21 protein-coding genes and 3 pseudogenes are annotated in these 25,876 nt (G+C 75.3%); 15 read left to right on the forward strand and 9 right to left on the reverse strand.

The window, feature by feature from the left end; genetic code table 11:
- Positions 1-102: 102 nt before the first annotated feature.
- The 7 genes and pseudogenes from HUT16_RS06960 (at position 103) to HUT16_RS06990 (ending at position 7,315) form a co-directional block, all read left to right on the forward strand.
- Entirely contained in the window at positions 103-2,526 is a 2,424-nt protein-coding gene (locus HUT16_RS06960; protein ID WP_176186499.1) for a right-handed parallel beta-helix repeat-containing protein, read from the forward strand.
- A gap of 84 nt (positions 2,527-2,610) precedes the next feature.
- Complete coding sequence (locus HUT16_RS06965; RefSeq protein ID WP_176186501.1) at positions 2,611-3,012, forward strand: hypothetical protein; 402 nt, start codon at positions 2,611-2,613, stop codon at positions 3,010-3,012.
- A gap of 117 nt (positions 3,013-3,129) precedes the next feature.
- Positions 3,130-4,710 (forward strand): SMI1/KNR4 family protein, encoded by a 1,581-nt coding sequence (locus tag HUT16_RS06970; protein ID WP_176186503.1) that lies wholly within the window; start codon positions 3,130-3,132, stop codon positions 4,708-4,710.
- A gap of 47 nt (positions 4,711-4,757) precedes the next feature.
- A pseudogene (locus HUT16_RS06975) lies at positions 4,758-4,928 on the forward strand (transposase family protein); the annotation flags it as partial.
- Between the two features lie 215 nt (positions 4,929-5,143).
- Positions 5,144-5,305: a hypothetical protein gene (locus HUT16_RS06980; RefSeq protein ID WP_176186505.1), complete on the forward strand. Its 162-nt coding sequence runs from the start codon at positions 5,144-5,146 to the stop codon at positions 5,303-5,305.
- The gene (locus tag HUT16_RS06985) at positions 5,295-6,599 is read left to right on the forward strand and encodes a glycosyltransferase family 2 protein (protein ID WP_176186507.1); all 1,305 of its coding nucleotides are present in this window, start codon (positions 5,295-5,297) and stop codon (positions 6,597-6,599) included. Before HUT16_RS06980 ends, HUT16_RS06985 begins: the two co-directional genes overlap by 11 nt.
- Before the next feature lie 161 nt (positions 6,600-6,760).
- Positions 6,761-7,315, forward strand: a complete 555-nt coding sequence (locus HUT16_RS06990; RefSeq protein ID WP_254897674.1) for a hypothetical protein — start codon at positions 6,761-6,763, stop codon at positions 7,313-7,315.
- Between the two features lie 43 nt (positions 7,316-7,358).
- On the opposite strand, the gene HUT16_RS06995 is transcribed toward HUT16_RS06990, so the two are convergent.
- The 3 genes from HUT16_RS06995 to HUT16_RS07005 all read right to left on the reverse strand — a co-directional run bounded on the left by HUT16_RS06995 (position 7,359) and on the right by HUT16_RS07005 (position 8,843).
- Positions 7,359-8,099 (reverse strand): hypothetical protein, encoded by a 741-nt coding sequence (locus HUT16_RS06995; protein WP_176186509.1) that lies wholly within the window; start codon positions 8,097-8,099, stop codon positions 7,359-7,361.
- A 118-nt stretch (positions 8,100-8,217) separates the two neighbouring features.
- Positions 8,218-8,505 carry a hypothetical protein gene (locus HUT16_RS07000; protein ID WP_176186511.1) on the reverse strand — a complete coding sequence of 96 codons (288 nt, stop codon included), beginning with the start codon at positions 8,503-8,505 and terminating at the stop codon, positions 8,218-8,220.
- Entirely contained in the window at positions 8,502-8,843 is a 342-nt protein-coding gene (locus HUT16_RS07005) for a hypothetical protein (protein ID WP_176186513.1), read from the reverse strand. The genes HUT16_RS07000 and HUT16_RS07005 overlap by 4 nt, the downstream gene beginning before the upstream one ends.
- 481 nt (positions 8,844-9,324) lie before the next feature.
- On the opposite strand from HUT16_RS07005, the gene HUT16_RS07010 reads away from it, so the two are divergent.
- From HUT16_RS07010 to HUT16_RS37955, 4 genes and pseudogenes are all read left to right on the forward strand, one after another.
- The gene (locus HUT16_RS07010) at positions 9,325-10,167 is read left to right on the forward strand and encodes a helix-turn-helix transcriptional regulator (protein ID WP_176186515.1); all 843 of its coding nucleotides are present in this window, start codon (positions 9,325-9,327) and stop codon (positions 10,165-10,167) included.
- Positions 10,151-10,369: a DUF397 domain-containing protein gene (locus HUT16_RS07015; RefSeq protein WP_176186517.1), complete on the forward strand. Its 219-nt coding sequence runs from the start codon at positions 10,151-10,153 to the stop codon at positions 10,367-10,369. The genes HUT16_RS07010 and HUT16_RS07015 overlap by 17 nt, the downstream gene beginning before the upstream one ends.
- Positions 10,370-10,734: 365 nt before the next feature.
- A pseudogene (locus tag HUT16_RS39685) lies at positions 10,735-11,070 on the forward strand (BTAD domain-containing putative transcriptional regulator); the annotation flags it as partial.
- 284 nt (positions 11,071-11,354) lie between these two features.
- Positions 11,355-13,592: a tetratricopeptide repeat protein gene (locus tag HUT16_RS37955; protein WP_254897675.1), complete on the forward strand. Its 2,238-nt coding sequence runs from the start codon at positions 11,355-11,357 to the stop codon at positions 13,590-13,592.
- A gap of 128 nt (positions 13,593-13,720) precedes the next feature.
- Here the strand turns inward: HUT16_RS37955 and HUT16_RS07025 are convergent, their stop codons facing one another.
- On the reverse strand, positions 13,721-15,229 hold the full coding sequence (locus HUT16_RS07025) for an MFS transporter (protein WP_217712033.1): 1,509 nt from the start codon (positions 15,227-15,229) through the stop codon (positions 13,721-13,723).
- Between the two features lie 208 nt (positions 15,230-15,437).
- Between HUT16_RS07025 and HUT16_RS07030 the strand changes: the two genes are divergently transcribed.
- The 3 genes from HUT16_RS07030 to HUT16_RS07040 all read left to right on the forward strand — a co-directional run bounded on the left by HUT16_RS07030 (position 15,438) and on the right by HUT16_RS07040 (position 19,653).
- Positions 15,438-16,853, forward strand: coding sequence for an arylsulfatase (locus tag HUT16_RS07030; protein WP_176186521.1), 1,416 nt, complete (start codon positions 15,438-15,440; stop codon positions 16,851-16,853).
- Between the two features lie 52 nt (positions 16,854-16,905).
- Positions 16,906-17,853 carry a formylglycine-generating enzyme family protein gene (locus HUT16_RS07035; RefSeq protein ID WP_217712163.1) on the forward strand — a complete coding sequence of 316 codons (948 nt, stop codon included), beginning with the start codon at positions 16,906-16,908 and terminating at the stop codon, positions 17,851-17,853.
- 78 nt (positions 17,854-17,931) lie between these two features.
- The gene (locus tag HUT16_RS07040) at positions 17,932-19,653 is read left to right on the forward strand and encodes a sulfatase (RefSeq protein WP_176186525.1); all 1,722 of its coding nucleotides are present in this window, start codon (positions 17,932-17,934) and stop codon (positions 19,651-19,653) included.
- A 75-nt stretch (positions 19,654-19,728) separates the two neighbouring features.
- Here the strand turns inward: HUT16_RS07040 and HUT16_RS07045 are convergent, their stop codons facing one another.
- Positions 19,729-20,301 (reverse strand): TetR/AcrR family transcriptional regulator, encoded by a 573-nt coding sequence (locus HUT16_RS07045; RefSeq protein WP_176186527.1) that lies wholly within the window; start codon positions 20,299-20,301, stop codon positions 19,729-19,731.
- Between the two features lie 126 nt (positions 20,302-20,427).
- Between HUT16_RS07045 and HUT16_RS07050 the strand changes: the two genes are divergently transcribed.
- Positions 20,428-20,931 carry a DUF4267 domain-containing protein gene (locus HUT16_RS07050; protein ID WP_176186529.1) on the forward strand — a complete coding sequence of 168 codons (504 nt, stop codon included), beginning with the start codon at positions 20,428-20,430 and terminating at the stop codon, positions 20,929-20,931.
- Positions 20,932-20,938: 7 nt separating this feature from the next.
- On the opposite strand, the gene HUT16_RS07055 is transcribed toward HUT16_RS07050, so the two are convergent.
- From HUT16_RS07055 to HUT16_RS37360, 4 genes and pseudogenes are all read right to left on the reverse strand, one after another.
- A complete protein-coding gene (locus tag HUT16_RS07055; protein WP_176186531.1) occupies positions 20,939-22,045 on the reverse strand; it encodes a PLP-dependent cysteine synthase family protein in 1,107 nt (368 codons plus the stop codon).
- Between the two features lie 159 nt (positions 22,046-22,204).
- Positions 22,205-24,768: pseudogene (locus HUT16_RS07060) on the reverse strand (FtsX-like permease family protein).
- Positions 24,765-25,514 carry an ABC transporter ATP-binding protein gene (locus HUT16_RS07065; protein ID WP_217712034.1) on the reverse strand — a complete coding sequence of 250 codons (750 nt, stop codon included), beginning with the start codon at positions 25,512-25,514 and terminating at the stop codon, positions 24,765-24,767. Before HUT16_RS07065 ends, HUT16_RS07060 begins: the two are co-directional and overlap by 4 nt.
- Positions 25,511-25,777, reverse strand: a complete 267-nt coding sequence (locus HUT16_RS37360; protein ID WP_217712035.1) for an SHOCT domain-containing protein — start codon at positions 25,775-25,777, stop codon at positions 25,511-25,513. Before HUT16_RS37360 ends, HUT16_RS07065 begins: the two co-directional genes overlap by 4 nt.
- Between the last annotated feature and the right edge of the window lie 99 nt (positions 25,778-25,876).

Here is a 25,876-nt window from a genome sequence, read left to right on the forward strand (position 1 = left end):
GCGGCGGTCCGCCCGGTCCGCCCCGCGCGCTACGGTGGGGCCGATCGCGCAGCGTCTCGGCGCAACCGACGCAACCGACGAAGGCGGGGATGACAGATCGCCATGGGTGAGCTCAGGGTCCGGGTCACGCAGGACAGCGCCTCGCGTTGGCGCCGCCGCGGCGGGGAGTACGCCACGCTGCGCGAGGCCCTGGAGGTCGCCGAGCCCGGCGACACCCTGACGCTGCGCGCGGGGACGTTCCGCGAGGCCGTGCTGGTCGACAAGCCGGTGACGCTGGTCGCCGAGCAGGGCCCGGGCAGCGTGCGGATCTCGCCGCCGGAGAGCGCGGTGCGCGGCGGCACGGCCCTGACGGTGACGGCGGCGGCGACCGTCCGCGACCTGGTCGTGGAGGGCTCGGACCGCTCGGCCCCGGCGGTGCTGCTGGCGGGCGCGGACGGCGCGGTGCTGGCCGACTGCCGGGTGGAGACCTCGTCCTCGGTGGGGGTGGAGCTGGCCGACGGCGCCCGCGCCCAGCTGGTCAACTGCGTGGTGGAGAACCCCTCCGGCCTGGGGGTGCGGCTGCGTGCCCGGGCGCGGGCCGAGCTGCTGGACTGCGAGGTGGCGGCGTCCGGGCAGAGCGGGGTGGCGGTGCTGGCCGGCTCCCGGCTGCGCGCGGAGCGGGTGAAGGTCCGCCGGGCCGGCGGGGCGGGCATCCTGCTGGCGGACCCGGGGACGCTGGCGGAGCTGACCGGCTGCGAGGTCTCCGAGGTGCGCGGCTCGGGCGTGCAGGCCGAGGCGCAGGCGGTGGGCCGGCTGACCGACTGCACGGTGCACCGGGTCTCCGGCAACGGCCTGAGCCTGGACACCGGCGCCGAACTGGAGCTGTCCTCCTGCCGGGTGCACGAGGTGCCGGAGAACGCGGCGGACCTGCGCGGCGCCGCGAAGCTGACGCTGCGCCAGGTGACGGTGCACGGCTTCGGCCGGGGCGCGCTGTCGATCTGGGACGGCGGCACCAAGGTGCTCGCCGAGGGCTGCCGCTTCCACTCCGCGCAGGGCGACTACCCGGCGCTGTGGGTGAGCGACGGCGCGGCCCTGGAGCTGGCCGACTGCGCGCTGGACGACCTCCCCGACGCGCTGTTCGTCCTCGACCAGGGCTCCTCGGCGGCCGTCCGGGACTGCTCGTTCACCGGCATCCGCTCCTCGGCGGTCTCGGTCAGCGGCGGCGCGAGCGCCGACCTGTCGGGCTGCCGCATCCAGGGCGCGGGCACCGGCCTGTGGTTCCGCGACCACGGCTCGGGCGGCCTGCTCACCGACTGCGAGATCGCGGACGTGGCGACCGGCGTGATCGTCACCAAGGGCGCCGACCCGGTGCTGCGCGAGTGCACGGTGCGCGGCGCCGCCGAGGCCGGAGTGTACGTGTCGGCGCAGGGGCGCGGCGAGTTCGACACGGTGCGGGTCTCGCAGGGCGGCGGCTTCGGCTTCCACGTGATCGACGGCTGCCGGACGAAGCTGGTGCGCTGCCGGGCCGAGCGCAACGCCCGGGCGGGCTTCGAGTTCTCCGAGCCGGGCCCGGTCGCCGAGGGCTGCACCTCGGACGACGCGGCGCCGCTGCCCGCCCTCCCGGCCGTCCCCGCCCTCGTCCCGGCGGCCGCTCCCCCGCCGGCCGCGCCCGTCCCCGCCGTCCGGACCACCGTCCCCGCGCTGCCCGCGGCCGCGGTGATCGGGCCGATCCCGGACTGCCGTCCGGCCGACGTGGCGCTGGCCGAACTGGACTCGCTGGTGGGCCTGGCCACGGTCAAGCAGGAGGTGCGCACCCTGATCGACCTGATCTCGGTGGGCCGGGCCCGGCAGCGGGCCGGCCTCAAGGCGCCCTCGCCGCGCCGCCACCTGGTCTTCACCGGCGCCCCCGGCACCGGCAAGACCACGGTGGCCCGCCTGTACGGCGAGATCCTCGCCTCGCTCGGCGTCCTGCAGCGCGGCCACCTGGTCGAGGTGGCCCGGCTGGACCTGGTGGGCGAGCACATCGGCTCCACCGCGATCCGCACCGCCGCCGCCTTCGACCGGGCCCGCGGCGGCGTGCTGTTCATCGACGAGGCGTACGCGCTCGCCCCCGAGGACGGCGGCCGGGACTTCGGCCGGGAGGCGATCGACACCCTGGTCAAGCTGATGGAGGACCACCGCGACGAGGTGGTCGTCATCGTGGCGGGCTACACCGTCGAGATGGAGCGCTTCCTGGCCGCCAACCCCGGCCTGTCCTCGCGCTTCTCGCGCACCGTCACCTTCCCCGACTACAGCGCCGACGAGCTGCTCGACATCGCCCGCGCGCAGGCCGCCGAGCACGAGTACCGGCTCGCCGACGCCACCGAGAGCGCCCTGCTCACCCACTTCGCCGCCATCGACCGCTCCACCGGCTTCGGCAACGGCCGCACCGCCCGCCAGGTCTTCGAAACGATGGTCGAGCGCCACGCCTCCCGGGTCGCCCACCTGCCCTCCCCCACCACCGAGGACCTCCAACTTCTGGTCCCCGCCGACCTGCCGGGCGCCTAGCGCGCCGGCGGTGGACCGGCAGCGGCCCCGGCCTTCCGCCGGAAGTGGCATGACCGCCGCGGTCGGCCGTGGGAAGGTGGTCGGATGCCGATGTGGTTGCTCGACGTGGGCCTGACGCCGCTGATCGTGCTGGGTGAGTCCCTGGCCGTGGCCGGGTGGTTCTTCCGCGGGAGCTTCGAGGTCGCCCGGGGGCGGCGCGGGACCACGCCGCGGCACCGGGTGGCCGCGGAGCTGGCGGGCACCGCGCTCTTCCTCGGCGGGACGGCGGTCGGCCTGCTCCGCCTCGGACTGCCCGTCGCGGCGAACGTCCAGAGCCTGCTGGCCGTCGTCGTGGCGCTGCTGCTCGTGACGGGGTTGGCGGGCCTCGCCCGGGACGGGGTGGTGGGGCTGTTCCGCCGCCGGGGGCCGGACGGTCGGCCGGGGCCGGATCGTCGGCGGGGGCCGGATCGTCAGCGGGGGTCGGGCGGTCGGCGGGGCGGCAACTGAGGCCGGTGCGTGCGGTGTTGGCGGACCGGGCCCGGTCCGGCTGGCTAGGGTTCTCGTCAGGTCGTCGCGCGGCGCGGATTCCGTGACGGCCCCCTCCGACGGTGAAGGACCCCCGTGATGACTGCTGAGCCCGCGTCCCGCCGACCGCTGGACGGCGAGCGGATCGACCGGCGGCTGGCCCGGATACGCGAACTGCTCGCCCGGTGGGCCGCCCTGCGGCCGGGCGACGGCGCGGTGTGGCGGACCGGCTTCCGCCCGCTGCCGGAGGCCGAGGTGGTGGCGGCGGAGACCCGGCTGGGGCTGCGGCTGCCGGAGAACTACCGCCGGTACCTGCTGGAGTTCGGCGAACCCGCCCACCTGCTGATGTCGTACGCCGGGCAGCTGCTGAGCGAGCAGCGGGGGGTGCGGGCCGCCGCGCCCTTCCCGCTGGACGGCCCCTGGGCCGGTCCGGCGGCCCTGATCGACGACTGGGAGGAAACGGAGGGGACCGACTTCTTCGAGGAGGGGCCGGGCGAGTTCTACCGCTGGCTCGACGCCCCGGAGGACGTCTTCCACGACCTCCCGGCGGGCGCCGGTCACGAGGACGGCACCCTGCTGCTGGGCGCGACCCGCGGCCACCTCCTGGCCCGGCTGGTGCTCAACGGCCCCTGGGCGGGCACGGTGTGGTTGGACAGCTTCGGCAACGACGGCGAGCTGATCCACCTGGCCGACGAGACCGACGACTTCCACCGGGACCACGTCCTCGGGTCGTTCGCCGACGTCCAGAAGTGGCTGCCGCTCACCGGTCTGCCCTGGTTCCCCGCGCCGGAGGACGGCCCGGCGGACCCGGCCCCGGGGGACTTCCTCGACCTGACGATCGCCGTGCTGTGCCGCCTGGTGCAGCGGGCCGCGGCCGAACGGGCCTGCGACCGGCTCGGGCCCGCGGACTTCCGGGAGGCCCGGCTGCGGCTGCGCGACCCGCGCGCGTACGGGTTCCCGGCCGGGCACCGGTACGGGAGCCTGGCGCCGTACTTCGCGGGGCGGGTGCGGGACGAACTGCTGCGGCCCGCCCCGGATCCGGCCGCCGTCGAGCGCCTGCTCGAACTGACCCTGGCCCTGCCGGAGTCGGGCCACCGGGCGGCGGCGCTGGTGCTGGCCGGGCGCTGGGCCGAACTGGCCGCCTTCGAGACCGGCACCGCCCCGGACGACGGGCGCAGCGCCGTCAACCTGGCGCTGGCCGCGGAGTTGCTCGACGCGGAACCCGGGCCGCTGCCCGTCCCCACCGCGCCGGACGCCCGTCGTCCGGACGGCGAGCGGTGGGCCGTCCTGAGCGCCCTCGCCCGCCTCGACCCCGGACGGCGGCAGCGGTGCCTGGACCGGATGCCCGCCCCGGACGCCGCCGCCCTAGGCCCGCTGCTGGAGGTCGCCGCGCTCCCCGCGGACCCGGCGGCCCTCGACGGGCTGCTCGCCGCGGAACTGTCCGGCCCCGAACGCCTCGCGGCCACCGTCGCCCTGGTCCGGGCGCTGCACGCGACGGCCGCCGACGACGCCCCGGACCCGGCCCTGGTGGACCGGCTGTGCGCGCTGGCCGTCGCCGTCGACCGGGTCGGCGAGGTCTTCGACCTGCTGGCGGCCGTGTCGGGGGGCCGCTGGACCGACTGGCGCGCCGCGGCCACCGCCGGGCAGCACCGGCTCGACGCCCACCGCGTCCCCGCCTGAAGGCTGTCCCGTACCGCTGTCGGCCACCGAGGACGGCTCCGAACGGAGGCCGGCCGTGGAGCCCGCCGCTGGGGGACCGGGCTCTCCTGGTCGCCGCCTCCTGGCGCACGAACCTGACGCTGCGGCAGTTCGCGCCGCTGTTCGGGGTGTCCGAGTCGGCGGCCGGCCGGATCACCGACCGCGTCGGGCCGCTGCTCGCGCTCGCCCCGCGGTGCCGCTCGCGCAAGGGCGCCGTGCTGATCGCCGCTGCCGGTGAGCCCTTGCCGGGCAAGTGGGGCGCGGGCACGGCCGAACGGCGTAGCCGCGCCGCGTTGCGAGGGCGCACCGCTGCGGTTGGCGGTTACGTTCTGGCGGGCGGCGTGGTCTTCGTGGGTGCCGCTGCGGGCCGGACGCTGCCGGTCCGCCAGTCCCCCGAGCGTTCGAGGAGATGCGCATGTACGGCAATCAGTCACTCGCGGCCACCGGTGCCGGGATCACCCTCTTCGGCGTGAACTGGGCGCTGGGGACGCTCGCTGCCGTCGTCGTCGCCCTGGTGGTGGCCGGCTGCCTGCTGGTGCGCCTGTCCGGCCGGTCGGCGCGCCACGATGGCAGCTGAGCGCCCGCGCCTGCGGGCGGCGGCCGTCGGCTGCGTCCTGGCGGCGACCGCCCTGTGGACCGGCTTCTCCCACCACCGGCTGCCCCACCTCGGGCACGCCGGCTTCTTCAACCTCTACACCCTCGCCATGACCGCCCTGGCCTGCGTGTGCATGGCGCTGGCACTGCCCCCGGCACGCCGCCGCCCCGACGAACCGACGCCCGCCGCGGCCGTGCTGGCCGTCATCCCCTCCTACCAGGAGCAGGACGCCGCCGTGCACGCCGCCGTCCGCTCCATCCTGGCGCAGGAGCACCCCGGCACCGTCCGCGTCGTGGTGGTCGACGACGGCTCCACCGTCCCCCTCACCGGCTTCGACCACCCCGACGTGACCTGGCTGCGCACCCCCAACCGCGGCAAGCGCCACGCCCAGGCCGCTGCGCTGCGCACCACCGACCTGGCCGCCGGCCACGACTTCGTGCTCACCGTCGACTCCGACTCCGTCCTCGCCCCCGGCGCGCTCGCCCGCCTGCTCGACGCGATGCGCGACCCCCGCGTCCAGGCCGCCACCGGCACCATCCTGGCCGCCAACCGGGACGAGAACCTGCTCACCCGGGCCGTCGACGTCAACCTCTTCCTCACCTCCCTCGTCGTCCGCGCCCTGCCCTCCCGTCTGGGCATCGTCAACCCCACCTCCGGCGCCATGTCCCTCTACCGGACGGCGGTGATCACCGACAACCTGGAGGACTACCTCACCTCCGGCACCGTCGGCGACGACCGCCGCCTGTGCGAGTACGCCCTGCTGCGCGGCCGCACCGTCAGCGTCCCCGACGCGTACGTCGACACCGCCATGCCCGCCACCGTCCGCGGCACCTTCCGCCAGCGCCGCCGCTGGGGCGCCTCCTCCTGGCGCTCGATGTACTGGGAGCTCGTCCACCTGCCCGCCCCCGCCGCCGCCATGCGGGTCATCCAGCTGTGCCGCCTCACCCTGCTGCCCCTGGTCTGCGCCACCCTCGCCGCCGCCACCGTCCGCGCCGTGCACGGCTCCGACCCGGGCACCGTGCTCGCCGCGTTCGGCGTCTGCGCCGCCGCCGAACTCCTCGTCTACGCCCTGCTGCGCCCCGGACTGCGCCCCCACCAGCGGCTCCTGACACCGCTGCTGCTGCCCGTCCTCACCGCCCTGATGCTGCTGGTCATCTACCCCGCCCACTACTGGGCCCTCACCCACCTGCGCACCACCGGCTGGCTCACCCGCCACCCCGCGGCAGCACAACCCGCCGCCGCCGACACCGCGTCGCAGCTGCGGGCCGGGATCTGACGGCGCCGCAGGGGGGAGCGGACGAAGCGGTGATCGTGGGCTTCGTCGCCGCACAGGTCGGCACCGGAGATCGCGAGGGACCCGGGCAGACCGGCGCCGGGCGGCGACACGCGCCGGTCGGCGACCGGACGATCCGGGGGGAGACGCCCTAGGGTCGGCGGATGGACGCATCCCCGCAGCAGCGACGGCAGCAGCAGTCACCGAACCCGGACCGGCGCCGCCCGCGGCGCTGGCGGGAGGTCTCCCCCACCCGGCGCGGCCTGGTGCTGGCCTGGTGGGGCTTCACCCTCACCTTCGGCTTCCTGCGGCTGCTGACCTGGCTGATCCACATCGACGCCGCCGGGGTGGGGAACGTCTCGGCGGGCGGCGTCCACCTCCACCACTACGTGTGGGGCATCCTCGTGCTCATGGTGGTCGGGGCCCTCGGCCTGGTCGAACGCTCGCCGCGCTGGCGGACCTGGATGGGCCTGGCCTACGGCATCGGCACCGCGCTGATCATCGACGAGACCGCCAACCTGATCAACCTGAGCGACGTCTACTGGGAGCACTCCGGCGGGGTCAGCATCGCCGTCGCACTGATCGTCATCGGCGTGGTGGGCGGCGTCCTGGCCTTCACCCACCCGGACACGTCGAAGCCGGACGCATCGAAGCCGGACGAGGGCGCGCCCGGCGCGGGACGGTCCGGCGAGGGGAGGCCCGCCCCGGAGCGGGAGTGACGGCGGGCCGACCCGGCGGGGAGCTGGTACGGCGCGGAGCCGGTCAGCTGAAGTCCGGGCATTCGGTGGTGCGGTCCTCGGGGTTGGGCTGCCAGACGCCGCGCGGCAGGTCCCTGTTGATCCGGGTCAACTCCCCGGTCGCGGCGGCGAGTTGTCCGGTGGTCAGGTGGGTGGCGGCCGTGTACACCCGGCCGGTGTGGCGGCAGGGCGAGTGCGGGCGGAACTCCGGGGACCAGGGCTGCCCGGCGAGGGCGAACAGTTCGGGCAGCGGCCAGCCCAACGGGCCGGTCAGGCCGAGCAGTTGGTATTGGCGGCGCCCGTCCGAATCCCAGGTCCGGACCATGTCGAGGATGGTGCTGCGGGAGAGCCCCATGAAGGGGATGGAGTAGAGGGAGAAGCCTCGATTGCGGATCATCCCGAGCAGGGTGGCGGCGAACCCGTGCTCGGCGGGCGCCAGTTCGGCTTCACCGAACCAGGGGGAGAACGGCAGCGGGACGGCCTGGCGCGGCACGTCCGGCACCGGCGGCAGCGCGCGGACGTGCGCCTCGATCGCGGCCAACTGCCCGTGGTCGCAGTAGGTCACCCATCTGGCGAAGTCGCCCAGTGTGCGGTCGTCGCGCTCCGGCGGCAGCAGCTCGACCGGCACCTCGCGACCGGCCGCCGCGTACAGGTCGGCGAGCGGGAGGTCCAGTTCGACGGCGAGCACGGCGAGTTGGGCGGAGGGGAAGGCCGAACCGTCGGCGGCGAAGGCGCGCAGGGTGGCGAGACGCTCCGGCAGGTCCATGCGGCACAGACTAGTACCGCGCCGAGCAGCCTCCGCCCGTCGGGGGCGAGGACTTCACCGTCCGGACGCCTCGGCCGACGAAGCGCGCCGATGGTGCACCCGGCTCCGGCCTCGGGCCTCAACTTTCCTTCTGGTCACCCGGTTTGTGGTGCACCTCGCTCCAGACGGTCTCGCGGGCGGTGCCGTTGTTGCGGGAGGGCGGGGAGTAGCGGTGCCCCCAGCGGTCGCCGAGGGCGAGGGCGGTCAGGACGGCCGCGTGGTCGTCGGTGCCGTGCGGGCGGAGGATGTCGAGTTCGATCCGGTAGCCGTTCGGGATCACGGTCAGCTCGGCCTCCCCGCCGCCACCCGCCTTGGCGAGCTGTTCGGCGATCCGCCAGGCGCGTTGCCGCAGCACCTCGTCGCTCACGAGGCGGCCCCCAGCGCGGAGCGGGCCTCGGGGCCCAGCTCGGACGGCGACGCGACGCGGACGGCGGCGGTGAACTCCCCGCGCAGCACCGCGAGTTCGACCAAAGCCTCGGCCAGGCGCTGCGCCCACGGCAGCCCCGCGCACCCCAGCGCGAGACCGGCGCTCTCCGGCGGGACGTCGTCGCGGTAGACCGGCGAGAGCCCCGGCGGCGGGTCCAACCGGGCCGCCAGGAAGGCGCGCTCCAGCGAGTCCGAAGCCTGCTCGCAGTCGGCGAACCCGCCGCGCAGGAACCGTTGCAGGACGTCGACGGCCACCAACGGTTGTCCGGTGTACAGCACGTGCTTCCCTTCGTCGTGTTCGGTGAGGTCAGGCCACTTCGACAACGGCCGCCGCACAGCGCGGACAGGCACAGGCCGGCCAGGTCAACGCCGAGACCAGCGGCAGATCCCCTTGCCGGTCGGAGACGCAGGAGGAGATCTCCGTCCGGCTCCCGTCGGGCCGCACCCGGTAGACCCGGATCGTCAACCTGGCCGCCCTACTTGCGCATTGGTGATCCGACATGGCACCACTCCTCTCCCTCGCGCCCCGCGACGCGCCGTCGCGCGGCCCGCCCGCTCCGCACGCTCGCCCGTCGGAGTGACCGACCTCCTTCGCAGCCACCGCCCCCAGCCGCCCCGACCACGATGGGCGGTGGGCGACCGGCACGCGACGCGGCGGTTCCGTTCCGTGACGCGATGGCTACCGGGAGCGCCCACTGTCCCCTAGGCTTCGAGACTGTTCAACTTGTCTCCAGCGGTTTGTTTGGTAGGTCGAATCACCGTGAACAAGAGGGAACTTGACCCCGAGGCGTCCCCGGCAGACGGGATCGGCGCACTGCTCCGCACGTCAAGGGAGCAGCGGGAGTGGACGCAGGAGCACCTGGCGTCGCTGGTCGGCTGTACGTCGTCGTACATCTCGGCGGTCGAGCACGGCCGGAGGAAACCAAGTCAACAGGTTGCAACGGCGCTTGACAGGGCGTTTGGTTCAGGCGAGCAGTTCGTCAGAGGGCGGAGCACCGCGAGTCAGCACGCCTTGTTCGAGGGCTTCCCCGAGCTGGTGCGGAACGAGGCGAAGGCGACGGCAATTCGGGTGTTCGAGGTCAGCATCATCCCGAGTCTGCTCCGGACTCACGACTACGAGCGCGCCTACCAGGCAGGTCCTGTACTACGAGGCGTTGCGACTCAGGAACAGGCCGACGAACGGAGCGAAGCACTGTTCCAGCGGCAGCGGGCTCTGGAACGGACACCGGCGCCGTTCTACCACGCAGTAATCGACGAAGCGGCGTTGCGGCGACCGGTTGGCGGCCTGGATGTCATGGTGACCCAGCTCCGCCACTTGGAGGCCGTGGCTGCCCGCCCTCGTTTCAGAATTCAGGTGACGCCGTTCTCGCTCCCCGAAGCCAGGTCATTCGCTCTCCCTGTCGTGTTGCTGACCATGCCGAACAGGTCGGTCATCGGCTACGGCGAAACCCAGAAACGCGGCTACCTCGAACGTGACCTGGAAACGTTGGAGGAGTGGCTGGTTGAGTACGATTACCTCCAGGGTGAGGCGCTGTCCCAGGCCGCGAGTATCGAGTTCATTCGAGGGGTACGGAGAGGCTTTGAACATGGACGAGCTGCATAGTGTCGTTTGGCGCAAAAGCTCCTACAGCGCTAACGGTGGAAACTGCGTCGAGGTCTCAGGCGACTTCCCCGGCACCGTCCCCGTCCGCGACTCCAAGGACCCGCACGGCCCCGTCCTGCTCTTCCCCGCCGCCACCTGGTCCGCCTTCGTGACCGCCGTCCGCACCGACCGGCTCGACACCCCGGCGGGCCCCGGCCGGTGACGGTCCGTCGTCCGAGGCGCGCCGGCCGCCGGGGGTGGCAGACTGGCCGGTGAGGGGGTGGCCGCGTGCGGATCGGTGTGCTGGGGCCGTTGGAGGTCCGGGGCGTGGAGGTCGCGGGGGCGCGGCTGCGGGGGCTGCTGGTGCGGCTGGTGGTGGACGCGGGCCGGGTGGTGCCCGCCGAGCGGCTGGTGGCGGACCTGTGGGGCGAGCAGCCGCCCGCCGTGCCGGGGAACGCGTTGCAGACGCTGGTGTCGCGGCTGCGGGCGCTCGGCGGGCGGGACGTGGTGGTGGCGGGGGCGGGCGGCTACCGGCTGGGCGCGGGGGCGGGTGAGGTGGACGCGGGGGAGTTCGAGCGGCTGGCGGCGGTGGCCCGCGGCCTGGCCGCCCCGGCCGAGCGGGTGGTGGTGCTGCGGCGGGCGCTGGCGCTGTGGCGCGGCCCGGCGCTCGCGGAGTTCGCCGACGCCGGGTTCGCGGACCTGGCGGCCCGGCGCTGGGAGGAGCTGCGCCTGACGGCCGTCGAGGAACGGGTGGCGGCCGAGCTGGTGCTCGGTCAGGGGGCCGAGCTGGTGGGCGAGTTGGAGGAGCTGGTGGCCGCGCACCCGCTGCGCGAGCGCCTGCACGGCCAGTTGATGCGGGCCCTGGCGGCGGCGGGCCGACCGGCGGCCGCGCTGGAGCGGTACGAGGAGACCCGCCGCACCCTGGCCGAACGGCTCGGCGTGGACCCCTCCCCCGAGCTGTCCGCGCTCCATCTCGCGCTGCTGCGCGGCGAGTTCACCGCGGAGCCCCGGTCGGGGCCCGCGCCGCGCCGTTCCAACCTGCCGCTGGCGCTGACCAGTTTCGTCGGCCGCGAGCGCGAGTGCGCGACGGTCCGCGAACTGCTGGGCGCCACGCGGCTGGTGACGCTCACCGGGCCGGGCGGGGCGGGCAAGACCCGGCTGGCGGCGGAGGTGGCGGCGGGGCTGGCGGCGGACTTCCCGGACGGCGTGTGGCTGGTGCGCTGGCGCCGGTCGCCTCGCCCGCCGAGGTGCCGCAGGCGGTGTTGCAGGCGGTCGGCGTCCCGGACGCGCTGCGGGTGGGCGAGCCGCTCGTCCCGCTCCCCTCCCCGGTCGAGCGGCTCGCACAGGCGCTGGAGCAGCGTCGGCTGCTGCTGGTGCTGGACAACTGCGAGCACCTGCTGGACGCGGCGGCCGCGTTGGCGGCCGGCCTGCTCTCGCGGGCCCCGCACGTCCGGGTGCTGGCCACCAGCCGGGAGCCGCTGGGCGTCACCGGCGAGTCGCTCTGCCCGGTGCCCTCGCTGCCGCTGCCGGAGGCCGACGACGCCGAGGAGGCCGCCGGGTACCCGGCGGTGCGGCTGTTCGCGGACCGGGCCGCCGCGGTCCGCCCGGGCTTCCGGATCGACCCGGGGAACGCGCCGCTGGTGGTGGGCATCTGCCGGGCGCTGGACGGCATCCCGCTGGCGATCGAGCTGGCGGCGGCCCGCACCCGTTCCCTGACGCTGCGGCAGGTCGCGGAGCGGCTCGGCGACCGCTTCCGGCTGCTGACCGGCGGCGACCGGGCCGCGCTGCCCCGGCACCGGACGCTGCGAGCGGTGATCGACTGGAGCTGGGAGCTGCTGGACGCCGACGAGCGCGCGGTGCTGGCCGCGCTGTCGGTGTTCGCGGGCGGGGCGACGCCCGAGCACGCCGAGCTGGTCTGCGGCCCGCAGGCCCCGGGGGCGGACGTGATCGAGGTGGTCGCCGCGCTGGTCGACAAGTCCCTGGTGCGGGCGGTCGGCGACGGCCCGGGCGGCGAGGTCCGCTACCACCTGCTGGAGACCGTCCGGGCGTACGCCGCCGAGAAGGCGGCGGCCTCCGGCGCGGCGGCCCGCACCGGGGACGCGCACGCCGCGTGCTTCCTGGCGCTGGCCGAGCGGGCCGAGCCCGAGCTGCGCGGCCCCGGGCAGGGGCGCTGGACGGCGCGGCTGAACGCGGAACGCGACGACCTGCACGCCGCGCTCGGCCACCTGGTCGCGAGCGGCGACGCGGCGGGCGCGCTGCGGCTGGCGGGTGCGCTGGTCTGGTTCTGGACCATCGGCGACCACGTCGGCGAGGCCGCCGGATGGGCGAGCGCCGTCCGCGAACTGGTCGGCGGGCAGGCCCCGCCCGGCCTCGCCGACGCCTACGCGCTGTGCACGACCATCGCCGTCCTGGTGCCCGCGCTGGGCGGCGAGGACGGCCCCGACCCGGCGAACGTCCGGCGGGCCGTGGCCACCGTGCTGTCCCACCTGCCGGCCCGCCCGGCCCACCCGGTGCTGCCCCTGGTCGCGGCCGGCTGCGCGCTGCTGCTGGACGACCGCCCGGCCGGCCTGGACGGCCTGCGCGGCCTGCTCGACCACCCCGACCCGTGGACCAGGGCCACCGCCCACCTGGGCCTGGGCCACCTCGCCCTGGACGACGGGCAGTTGGGCCTGGCTGCCGAGCAACTCGATTACGGCCAGCGGCAGTTCGAACGGATCGGCGACCGGTGGGGGCGCAACGCGGCCACCGGCGGGCTGCTCGAACTCGCCCTGATCCGCGGCGACGGCCCGGCGGCGGTCCGGCTCGGCGAGGAGGCGTACCGCGCCGGTGCGGACACCGGGTCGGACCACTGCGCGCTGGTGCTCGTCCAGTTGGGCCGGGCCCGGGCCGAGGCCGGTGACCCGGACCGCGGTCGGCAGGACGTCGAGCTGGCGGTCCGCACCGCGGAGAAGCTCGGCGAGCACGCCGACGCCGCCACCGGGCTGCTCGCCCTCAGCGACCTGCACCGCCGCACCGGCGACCTCGACGCCGCCCGCCGCCCGCTGCTGCGCGCCCTGGAACTGCTCGAACCCCGGTCCGGGCGCGCCGAACTGCGCCGGGCGGCGGCCCTGGTGCACGGCCGGCTCGGCTGCCTCGCCGAACAGCAGCACGACCTGGACGCCGCCGCCCGCTGGCACGCCCGGGCGCTGGCCGCCCTCGGCGCGGACCCGCACCGGCGCACCCGGGCCGCGATCGCGGAGGGCCTGGCCGCGTACGCCGCCGCCACCGGCGCACCCGTCCGCGCCGCCGAACTGCTCGGCACCGCCCGCACCCTGCGCGGCTACCTCCCCGCCCACGCCCCCGACGCCGCCCGGGCCACCACCACCGCCACCACGGCCCTCGGCCCGGCCGCCTTCGCCGCCGCCCACGAACGCGGCCGCCTCGAAACGGTGCTGCGCTGGCCCTGAGCACGGGTTCCAGGGGCTCGGGGAACGGCGGAGGCCCGGGCTGCCGGAGCGCGCATCGGCTTCGGGTTCTGTTCGAGACACGCAGCAGCACGGACCCGCCGTTCCCCGGGCCCCTGGATACGCGCCTCCTAGCTCCTGATCGCGCGTCCCGGCAGGAACGCCGCCGCCAGGCTCGCGGCCAGCAGGGCGACCGTGCCGGAGACGGTGAGCACGGAGCCCATGCCGTGGACGAAGGCCTCGTGCGCGGAGGAGAGCAGCGCGGTGTCGTGCCGTTCGGCGGCGACGGCGGCGGCGCCGGCGACCGAGTCACGGGCGGTGGCCGCGGCGGGTGCGGGGAGGGCGGTGACGTCGATCCGGGACAGGTAGCCCGCGCCGAGCAGGCTGCCGAGGGCCGCGACGCCGAGGACGCCGCCGACCTGCTGGAGGGTCTCCAGGACGCTGGTGCCGACGCCGGTGCGCTCCTCGGGGAGGGCGGCCATCACGATGCTGGTGGACGGCACGATCGCCAGGCCGAAGCCGACGCCGACCACGGTCAGCCACAGCGCGGTGAACCCGTACCCGCTGTCCGGCGTGGCCCGGGCGCCGAGGAGGACGCCGACGGCCAGCAGCACCAGTCCGGCGGGGACCACCGCGCGGGCGCCGATCCGGGGGACCAGTCCTTCGCTGAGCGCGGCGGAGATCATCAGCCCGCCGATCAGCGGCAGGATCCGCAGGCCGGTGCCGAAGGCGTCGTAGCCCTGGACGGCTTCCAGGTACTGCGGCACCACGAACAGGATGCCCATCACGGTGAAGTTGCCGAAGACGGCCGTCAGGGTGCCCCAGGAGAACCGGCGGTCGGCGAACAGGGCCAGGTCGACCAGCGGTTCGGCGGCCCGGCGCTGCCGCCGGACGAAGAGCGCCAGCAGCAGCGCGCCCGCGGTCAGCGGGCCGAGGACGGCCGGGGAGGTCCAGCCGTCGGCCGGGACCAGGATCGTGCCGTACACCAGCGCGGTGATCCCGACCGTGCCCAGCGCGGTGCCCGACCAGTCGAACGGCGCGGGACGGGTGCGGACGCGGTCGCGGGGGCCGTCGGCCGGGAGCAGCAGGGTGCTCGCGAGCAGGGCCACCGCCACCACGGGGACGTTGAACAGGAAGACCGAGCCCCACCAGAAGTGGTTGAGCAGCCAGCCGCCGATCACCGGCCCGGCGGGCATGCCCAGGGAGGCGGCGGCCGTCCAGACCGCGATGGCCCGGGGGACCTCCTCGGGCGGGAAGACCCGCGACAGCAGGGCCATCGAGACCGGCATGATCATCGCCGCGCCGAGGCCCATCGCGGTGCGCACCGCGATCACCCCGCCCGCGGAGCCGGTGAAGGCTCCGGCGAGCGAGGCCGCGCCGAACAGGGCGGTGCCCGCGGTGAGCACCCGCCGGTGCCCGAGCCGGTCGCCGAGCCGGCCGACCGGGAGCATGGCGACGCTGAAGGTCAGCAGGTAGCCGCCGCCGATCCACAGCAACTGCTGGTTGTCCGCGCCGAGTTCACCGGCCAGCGTGGGCAGGGCGACGTTGATGACCGTCCCGTCCAGGCCGACCACCAGCACGCTCACCACCAGGGCCCCCAGTGCCCACCACCGGCGGGCCGAACGAACCGCTTCCACCACCACGACCTCCAGGACTCGTCGTCTGACGTCCTCCACCCTCGGGGGCACCCCTGGCACGCGGCTGGCACCCGGCTGGCACCCGGGCCGCACCCCGCCGGAGGCCCGGGGCCGGGGTCTCGCGCCGTTCACTGTTGCGCAACATGTCTGCTACGTTGCCATCTGCCGGAATCCGTTGATTCGGATATCGCATACGTGATGTCGTCCTCCCATGCCCTCACGGAACACGACCGGCCGGTCGACCACCGGCCCCTCCCGCCGCGCCGTCCTCGCCGGCGCCATCGCGACCGCGCTGGCCGGCCTGGCCACCGCCCCCGGTGCCACCGCCGCCCCGGCCGCCACCGCGGCGCCCGGGGCCGCCCGGCGGCCGAACATCCTGCTGATCGTGCTCGACGACCTCGGGTGGAACGAACTCGGCTGCTACGGACAGCGGTTGATCAAGACACCGGTGGTCGACCGCCTCGCCGCCGAGGGGGTGCGGTTCACCCAGGCGTACGCCAACCCCTCCTGCGCGCCGACCCGGGCCTCGCTGCTGACCGGCCGGCACACCGGCCACTCGCGGGTGAAGTCCAACGCGGACGCCGCCGGGGGGCTCGCCGCCGAGGACGTGACCGTGGGCGAGGTGCTGCACGCGGCCGGCTACGCCACCGGCCTGGTCGGCAAGTGGGGCCTCGGGCCCGACAACGGGGACAACCCCAGCCACCCCAACCGGCAGGGCTTCGACTACTTCTTCGGCTACATCAACCAGGTGCACGCCCAGGACTACTGGCCGACCTACCTGTGGCGCAACGGCCAGCGGGTCGAGTACCCCGAGAACCAGGGCGCCGACGTCACGTACGCCGTCGACCTCTTCACCCAGGAGGCGCTGGACTTCATCGACCGCCACCAGGACGGCCCGTTCTTCCTCAGCCTGAACTACAACACCCCGCACGCCCCCAACGAGATCCCCGACGACGCGCCGTACTCCGCCGAGCCGTGGCCGCAGGGCGAGCGCAACCACGCCGCCCAGATCACCTACACCGACACCCAAATCGGCACGGTGCTGGACCGGCTGGCGCAGCGCGGCCTCGCCGACGACACCCTGGTCGTGTTCGTCAGCGACAACGGGCCGCACGCCGCCGGGGCCCACTTCGAGCACGTGGGCAGCACGCTGCCGCACGACCCGGAGTTCTTCGACAGCAACGGCCCGCTGCGCGGCATCAAGTTCTCGGTGTACGAGGGCGGGATCCGCGTCCCGCTGATCGTCCGGCTCCCGGCGTCGCTGCGGACCGCGAGCACCCCGGAGCCCGGCACGGTGCTGCGCGACCGGGTGGCCGTGTGGGACTTCCTGCCCACGCTGGCCGAGTTCGGCGGCGGCGCCACGCCGTCCGGCCTGGACGGGGTGTCGTTCCGGCGCGCGCTGACCGGCCTCGGGCAGCCCGCGCGGCCGCCGCTGTACTGGCGGGCCGAGGACGGGGCGGAGGCGGTGCGCTTCGGCCGGTGGAAGGGGGTGCGTCCGGCGGGCAAGCCCGTCGAGCTCTACGACGTGTTCGCCGACCTCGGCGAGCGGAGCGACGTCGCCGCCGCCCACCCGGACCTGGTCGGCCAGGCCCGGCAGTTGCTCGCCGCCGCGGTCGCCGGGAGCTGACGTGCACTGCTGCTCCCCGTCCGCCGGGGCCGCGTCGTGCGACGGGGGGCCGCTGCCGCTGCCGACCCTCGCGCCACCCCCGGCCCGCCCGTTCCGCCCGGCTCCGCAGGCGCGTCGCACCCGAGGCCAACTCCTGCTGCCGGGAGGCACGTTCGCGATGGGCGACGCCTTCGGCGAGGGCTACCCGCAGGACGGCGAGGGGCCCGTGCACGACGTGCACCTGGACCCCTTCCACCTCGACGCCACCACGGTCACCAACGCCGCGTTCGCCGCGTTCGTCAAGGCCACCGGCCACGTGACCGAGGCGGAGCGGCTGGGCATGTCGGCCGTCTTCCACCTCACCGTCCAGGCCCGCCCGGCGGACGTGCTGGGCCGGGCCACCGGCACGCCGTGGTGGCTGGTCGTCAAGGGCGCCTGCTGGCGCCACCCCTACGGGCCGCTGTCCTCCATCGGCGAACTGTCGAACCACCCGGTGGTGCAGGTGAGTTGGCACGACGCCCAGGCGTACTGCGCCTGGGCGGGCAAGCGGCTGCCGACCGAGGCCGAGTGGGAGTTCGCCGCCCGCGGCGGCCGGGCCGGCGGCCGGTTCCCCTGGGGCGACGAGCTCACCCCGCGCGGGCGCTGGCTGTGCAACATCTGGCAGGGCGACTTCCCGTCCCGCAACACCGCCGAGGACGGCTACCTGGCCACCGCCCCCGCCAGGTCGTACCGGCCCAACGGCTACGGGCTGTGGAACGCGGTGGGCAACGTCTGGGAGTGGTGCGCCGACGCCTTCGCCGCCGACACCTACGCCGCCCGCGCGGGCGAGCGGCCCGTGCACGACCCGCGCGGACCGCTGGGCGGCCCCGGCGGGGCCCGGGTGATGCGGGGCGGCTCGTACCTGTGCCACGACTCGTACTGCTACCGCTACCGGGTCGCGGCCCGCTCCGGCAACACCCCCGAATCCGCCGCCGCCAACATCGGCTTCCGCTGCGCCAACGACGCGGACGCCCCGCGCTGACGCCCCCGGCCCCCGGCCCCCCGGCCCCCCGCAATGACGCGGGCACCACCCCATCCTCCGGAAGGACCCCGTGACCCCATGACCGGCACCCGCCGCAAGGCCCTCGGCGCGTTCGCGCTCCCGGCCGCGCTCACCCTCTCCGTCCTCGCGGCCCCGGCCACCGCCCAGTCCGCCGGGCCCGCCGCCTCCGCCGCACCGGCGAAGCCGAACATCGTGCTGATCCTGGCCGACGACCTCGGCTGGACGGACGTCAGCACCCCGCTGACCACCGCCGGCCACCCGAGCGACTACATCGAGACCCCGGCCGTGGCCCGGCTCGCCCAGCAGGGCGTGGCCTTCGACAACGCGTACGCCTCGCAGAACTGCGCGCCGAGCCGGGCCGAACTGCTCACCGGCCTCTACCCGACCCGGCCGGACAACAACATCTACCAGGTCGACGACCTCAACCGGGGCGGCAGCAAGACCCTGCTGGTCGGCCCGGCCCAGGGCCTTCCCGACGGCGCGCCCGACCTGCCCGCCCGGGTGACCACCGTCGGCGAGACGCTGCAGGGCGCCGGCTACACGACCGGGTACGTGGGGAAGTTCCACGTCGCCGAGCACGACTCCGACATCACCTCGGTGCACGGCTTCAACGAGAACATCGGCGGCTCCTCGGCCGGCCAGCCCGGGGCCTACCACGCGCAGAACGGGGTGTTCTCGTCGCAGATCGGACCGGGGCTGGACGCCTTCGGAGCCCCCTACACCCAGCAGTACGTGGACGCGAACATCAAGCCGTACGCCCACGGCGAGGACCCGGCGGCCGTCAACGCCCTGGTCGGCACCGACAAGCACGTCACCGACGCCGTGACGGACGCCACCATCGACTTCGTCGACCGGCACAAGGACGCGCCCTTCTTCGCGTTCATGGGCTCCTACGCGGTGCACAACCCGGTCAGCGCGGGGCAGGCCCGCTCCGACCTGCTGGCCAAGTACCAGCACAAGAGCCCGGGGACCGGCATCTCGAACGCGGCCTACGCGGCCCTGACCGAGGGGCTCGACCAGGGCGTCGCCCGGGTGGTCGACCACCTGGAGACCACCCCGGACCCGCGCAACCCCGGCCACGTGCTGGCCGACAACACCGTCGTCGTCTTCGCCTCCGACAACGGCGGCCTGGGCACCTACACCGACAACGGCCCGCTGCGCGGGCAGAAGGGCGAGCTGCACGAGGGCGGCCTGCGGGTCCCGCTCATCGCCTGGTCGGCCAACCCCGCGCTGGTGCGGGGCGGCCGGGTCGACTCGACCCCGGTGGACACCATCGACTACTACCCCACCTTCGCCGCGCTGGCCGGTGCCGCCCTCCCCGCCGGGCAGCCCCTCGACGGCAAGGACCTCAGCCGGGTGTTCGCCGACCCCGCCGCGACGATCGACCGCGACGCCCTCTACTGGCACCTGCCCGGCTACCTCAACGAGAACGGCCGCGACCAGCGCCCGCAGTCGGTGATCCGCTCGGGCCGCTGGAAGCTGATCTTCGACTACGAGACCCACTCGGCGTCCCTGTACGACCTGGCGACCGACCTCGGCGAGACGCACGACCTGGCGGGCGAGCAGAAGGCGATCGCCCACGGCCTCGGACTGAAGCTGATCAACTGGCTGGAGCAGACCCACGCCCCGCTGGCCACGCTGCGGGCCGGCCACGACCCGGTCTCCTTCCCCGTGCTGGGCAAGACCTACTCCGGCGGGCAGATCACCCGGCACGTCGGGGAGAACGTCACCGTGCAACCGGGCCAGGAGATGCCGTTCGTGCTGCCAAGGGTGCAGTGACCCGCAGCGGCACCCCCACGGGCCGCACCCGCCGACCGGCGGGTGCGGCCCGTCGCGCGTGGGGCCGGCGGCAGGTCAGAAGACCGCGGTGAACGCGTCGATGCGGGGCTGGTCGAGGTCGGGGCGCAGGCGGCCGTTGCGGGCGAGGGTGACCATGCCGTGCAGGGCGGACCAGGCGAGTTCGGTGTAGCCGCCGGGGTCGTGTCCGCAGGCCCGGGCGCTGCGGGTGGCGGGTTCGGCGATGGCGGCGAAGGCCTCGTGCAGGGGGGCGGGGGCTTCGGGGGTGCCGAAGGGGAGGGTGCTGGGCAGGGTGAAGATCGCGTCGTAGAGGGCGGGGTTGGCCTCGGCGAAGGCGAGGTAGCCGCGGGCGACGGCGGCGAACGCCTCGCGCGGGTCGTCGACGTCCGCGGCGGCGGCCCGCAGCAGGGCGGCGAGTTCGGCGCAGCCCTCGACCGCGACGGCGGCGACGATCGCGTCCTTGCCGCTGAAGTGGCTGTACAGGACGGGCTGGCTGTACTCGATGCGTTCGGCGAGGCGGCGGGTGGTGACGGCGTCCCAGCCCTCGGCCTCGGCGAGTTCGCGGGCGGCGCGGACGATCAGCCGTTCCCGTTCGGCGCGTTCGCGCGCCCTGCGTTCCTTGATAGCCATGAACGAAATCCTAGCACCGCTAGACATCCGGCGGACTGCCGGTCTAGCATCATTCTCGTCGCTAGCGCCGCTAACCAAACGGCGGCGCCCACCAGTTCACGCCACACACCGCCAGGGGGAACCACCATGTCCGCGCTCACCAGCACCGCCGGCACCACCACCGTCCGCCCGGCCGGCAGCCGCCTGCGGGTCAACCTCGCCACCGTGTTCACGGTCCTGGTCGCGCTGGGCATCGGCTACGTCGGCGTCAGCTACCTGTTCGCCCCGGAGCACACCGCCTCCGGCTTCGGCATGCCGGTCTGGCCGCGGGGCGAGGCCGCCGACTTCCTCACCGTCAAGGGCTTCCGGGACGTCGTCTCCGGCCTCGTCCCGCTGGCCCTGCTGCTGACCGGGCACCGCCGGGCGCTCGGCTGGGCGCTGCTCGCCGAGTCGGTCACCCCGTTCGGCGACGGCACCACCATCCTGGTGCACCACGGCAGCACCGCGACGGCCCTCGGCGTCCACTACGCCACCGCCGTCTTCGTGGTGGTCACCGCCGTCCTGCTGCTCACCGAGCGCACCGGCCGCACCGAGCGCACCGGCCGCACCGAGCGCTCCGGGCGCACCGGCCGCTCCAGCACGGAGGGCTGACCGCCCCTCAGCCCTCCGCCCAGTCGCCGCCCGCGAGGAACTCCTCGAGGGCGGCGCGGTGCGGTCGGGGGTCGATCCGCTCGGCGGCGAGCCACCCGTCCGCGTAGTACTTGTCGAGGTACCGGTCCCCCGGGTCGCAGATCAGCGTGACGACGCTGCCGCTGCGGCCCTCGCGGCGCATCTCGGCGACGATCCGCAGCGCGCTCCACAGGCCGGTGCCGGTGGAGGCGCCGGCCTTCTTGCCGAGGACGTCGGCGAGCAGGTGGACGGCGGCGATCGAGGCCGCGTCGGGGACCTTCATCATCCGGTCGATCGCGCCGGGCACGAAGGAGGGCTCCATCCGGGGGCGGCCGATGCCCTCGATCCGGGAGCCGGTGGGGCAGTGCGCGTCGGGGTCGTGGTGCACCCAGCCGTCGAAGAAGCAGGAGTTCTCCGGGTCGGCGACGCAGATCCGGGTGTCGTACTGCATGTAGCGGACGTACCGGGCGATGGTCGCGGAGGTGCCGCCGGTGCCCGCGGTGGCGACGATCCAGGCGGGTTCGGGGTGGGGTTCCATCCGCAGCTGGGCGAAGACCGACTCGGCGATGTTGTTGTTGCCGCGCCAGTCGGTGGCCCGCTCGGCGTAGGTGAACTGGTCCATGTAGTGGCCGCCGGTCTCGGCGGCGAGCGCGGCGGCCGCCGCGTAGACCTCGCCCGCGTTGTCGACCAGGTGGCACCGCCCGCCGTGGAACTCGATCAGCTCGATCTTGGCGCGGCTGGTGGTGCGGGCCATCACGGCGACGAACGGGACGCCGATCAGCTGGGCGAAGTACGCCTCGGAGACGGCGGTGGAGCCGCTGGACGCCTCGATCACCGGGGCGCCGGGCCGGATCCAGCCGTTGCACAGGCCGTACAGGAACAGCGAGCGGGCCAGCCGGTGCTTGAGGCTGCCGGTCGGGTGGGTCGACTCGTCCTTGAGGTACAGGTCGATGCCCCACTCCTCCGGCAGCGGGAAGCGCAGCAGGTGGGTGTCGGCGGAGCGGTTGGCGTCGGCCTGGACGCGGCGGACGGCCTCCTTCAGCCAGGCCCGGTACTCGGGGTCGGTCCGGTCCACGTCCTGGGTGTGGTCGCTCATCGCACGCTCTCCTCGCCACCGTCCGGTTCCCCCGGACGCTCCACCGAGTGTAACAGTCGACTACGATAAGTGACGATTACGGAGGCCCCAGCTTCCCCTTATGCATCCGGGTGCGCACGGCTGCGTACGGGCGGGGAGGCCGGGGCGTCCGACGGGGCGTCAGTCGCTCGCCACCGCCCGCAGGACGTCGAGCTTCGCCGCCCGGGCGGCGGGCCGCAGCCCGGCCAGCGCCCCGGCGGCCAGGCCGACCAGCGCGACCACGGCCAGCCGTCCGGCGGGCAGCGCGAAGGAGCCCGTCCCGGCGGTGTCGGCGGCCCGGGTGAGCGCCCAGCCGAGCAGCGCGCCCAGGGCCAGGCCGCCGGCCGTGCCGAACGCGGCGACCAGCACCGACTCCCAGCGCACCATGGCCCGCAGCTGGGCCCGGCTCTGGCCGACGGCGCGCAGCAGGCCGAGTTCGCGGGTGCGCTCGTGGACGGCCAGGGTCAGCGTGTTGGCGATGCCGAGCAGGGCGATCAGCACGGCGAGCGCGAGCAGCGCGTAGACCACCGAGAGCATCATGTCGACGCCGGAGGCGGAGCTCCGCGCGTACTCGGCCCGGGTCTGCACCTGCGGGTTGCCGTACTCCCGGGCCAGCCGCCCGATCGCGGCCCGGCCCTGCTCCGGCGTGACGCCGGGCGCGAGCGCGACGGCGACCAGCGTGTCGGCGTCCTGGACGCGGTGCGGCTGCCAGGCCGCGCGGCTGATCAGGTAGTCCCCGGCGACGCCGCCGCCCTGGTAGAGGGCCCGGACGGTGAAGGTGGCGGCGCCGTCGGTGAACCGCGCGGCCACCGTGCTGCCCACCCGCCAGCCGTGCGCGTCGGCCTCGGCGCGGGAGACGGCGAGGCCGTCGGTGCCCAGGGCGGCCAGCGAGCCGTCGATCCGGCCGAGGTCGGTGACCCGGGCCAGCGCGACCGGATCGGCGACGCCCAACTGGGTCCCGTGGCCGTCGAGTTGGGCGACGCCCCGGCCGAGGCCGACCGCGCTGCGCACCTCGGGGAGGGCCGCGACGGCGGGGGCGAGCTTCGGGGAGACGCCGCTGCCGCCGGCCCCGGTGGCGGGGGCGGTGACGGCGAGGTCGCCGGCGAAGGTGCGCGCGACGGTGTCGTCCAGGGTCGCCTTGACCGAGGCGCCGAACACGGTGAACAGGGTGACCACGGCGACGCCGACCATCAGCGCGGTGGCGGTGGCGGCCGTCCGCCGGGGGTTGCGGGCCGCGTTGCGGCGGGCCAGCGCGCCGGTGACGCCGCGCAGCCGGGGCAGCGGCGCACCCAGCACCCGGACGGCGAGCACGGCGGCGACCGGCCCGAGCACGACCGTCCCGGCGAGCAGCGCGAGCGCCCCGCCGACGGTCAGCGCCAGCGAGGGCCGCGCGTCGCCCCGACGACCAGGGCGGGCAGTCCGGCCGCCACCGCGACCGCGCCGACCGCCTTGCGCACCAGGGCGCTCCGGCCCCGCGCCGAGTCGTCCACCGCGCTCTCGCGCAGGGCGGCCAGCGGGGCGGTGCGGGCGGCGCGCAGGGCGGGGCCCAGCGCGGACCCGGCGGCGACCAGGGTGCCGGTGAGCAGCGGCAGCAGGACCGTCGCGGGGTGGACCACGGTGCCGCCGGTGGGCAGCGTGAAGCCGATCGCGGCGAACAGCGCCTTCAGTCCGGCCGCGACGCCGAAGCCGCCGAGCAGGCCGAGCCCGGAGGCGAGCACGCCGAGGGCGAGCGCCTCGCCGAGGGTGGTACCGAGCACCTGGCCGCGGCCGGCGCCGAGGGCGCGCAGCAGGGCGTTGTCCCGGGTGCGCTGGGCGGTGACGATGGCGAAGGTGTTGTGGATGGTGAAGGTGGCGACCAGCAGGGCGACGCCGGCGAACACCAGCAGCAGGGTGGTGAACAGGCTCAGGAAGCGCCCGGAGACGTCGGCGGTGGACTGCGCGGTGGCGTCCGCGCCGGTCAGCGCCTCCACCCCGTCCGGCAGCGACTTCTTCACCTCGTCCACCAGTTGGCGCTGGCTCAGGCCGTCCGAGCGCAGCCGGATCGTGGAGACCTGCCCGCTGCCCTTCGGCGTCAGGTGGGCCTGGGCGTCGGCGAGGGTGAGCGCGGTGAAGGTGCTGGGGCCCATGCCGTCGGCGTCGGCGCCGAAGGTGGCGATGCCGACCACGGTGATCCGCACCGGGTCGGGGGTGCGCAGCACCGTGCTGTCGCCGACCTTCAGGCCGCCCGCCTTCGCGGCGCCCCGGTTGACCACCGCCTCGCCGGGCGCGGCGGGGGCGCGGCCCTCGGCGAGCCGGTACGGGTTGAGCTCCGGGTCGTCGATCCAGTTCCCGGCCAGGGTGGGCGGGCCCTGCCCGCCGACCGGCTTCCCGTCGGCGCCGATCAGTTGGCCCGCGCCCTGCACGGACGGTTCGGCGGCGCTCACCCCGGGCACCGCCCGCAGCTTCGCGGTCAGTGACTCGTCCAGCGGGGCGCGGACCCCGCCGGGCACGTCGGGGACGTCCAGCACCCGGGCGCTGCGGACGACGGCGTCGGTGCCCGCGTCGGCGTCCGCGAACAGGGTGTCGAAGTTGGCCCGCAGGGTGTCGCCGAGCACCATGGTGCCGGTCAGGAACGCCACGCCCAGGACGATCGACAGCACGGTGCCGAACAGTCGGCGCCGGTGGGCGAGCAGCGAACGCGCCCCGATCCGCACGCCGGCGTTCACCGGGCGGCCGCCGTGCCGCGGCGGCCGTCGAAGGCCTTCATCCGGTCCAGCACCCTTTCCGCGGTGGGCTGTTGCATGGTGTCGACCAGACGGCCGTCGGCGAGGAACAGCACGGTGTCGGCGTACCCGGCGGCGGCCGGGTCGTGGGTGACCATCACCACCGACTGGCGCATGGTGTCGACGGCGGAGCGCAGCAGCCCGAGCACCTCGCCGCCGCTGCGGGAATCCAGGTTGCCGGTGGGCTCGTCGGCGAACACCACCTGCGGCCGCCCGGCCAGGGCCCGGGCCACCGCGACGCGCTGCTGCTGGCCGCCGGAGAGCTGGCTCGGCCGGTGCCGCAGCCGGTCGCCGAGGCCGACCACGTCGATCAGCGCGTCCAGCCACTCCCGGTCGGGGGCGGCGCCGCCGAGGTCCAGCGGCAGCGTGATGTTCTCCCGCACGGTGAGCGTGGGCAGCAGGTTGAACGCCTGGAAGACGAAGCCGATCCGCTCCCGGCGCAGCAGCGTCAACTCCCGGTCGCCGAGCCCGGACAGCTCGGTCTCCCCCAGCCAGGCCCGCCCGCCGCTGAGCGTGTCCAGCCCGGCGGCGCAGTGCATGAGGGTGGACTTGCCCGACCCGGAGGGCCCCATCACGGCCGTGAACCGGGCCGCCGCGAACTCCACGCTGACGCCGTCCAGCGCCCGCACCCGGGTCTCCCCCGCGCCGTACTCCTTCACGGCCCCCTCGACCCGGGCCGCGGCCGTCACCGCTTCCCCCCGCCCGCGCCGCGCTCCTCGGTCAGGACGCCCCGGCGCTCCCGGTACTCCGCCTCGTCGATCTCCCCCTGCGCGTACCGCCGCCCCAGCACCGCCAGCGGAGCGTGCTCCCCGCCCCCGCACCACCCGCGCCGCCGCCACGCCGCCCGCCGCAGCACCGTCACCACCAGCACCACCACCAGCAGCCAGAACAGCGGAAACACCAGCACCCACGGCCCGGGCCCGTGCCACCCGTCAGCCAGCAACGTCACCATCACCACTCATCCCCTTCGGCCAAGAACACCGGCTCCCTACCGGCCCCTCCACCGTCCCCCCACCACCCCGCCCGGCACGTCCCCCACCGGGCGACACCC

Origin of the sequence: Kitasatospora sp. NA04385 (genome assembly GCF_013364235.1) — a bacterium.
Taxonomy (GTDB): Bacteria; Actinomycetota; Actinomycetes; order Streptomycetales; family Streptomycetaceae; genus Kitasatospora.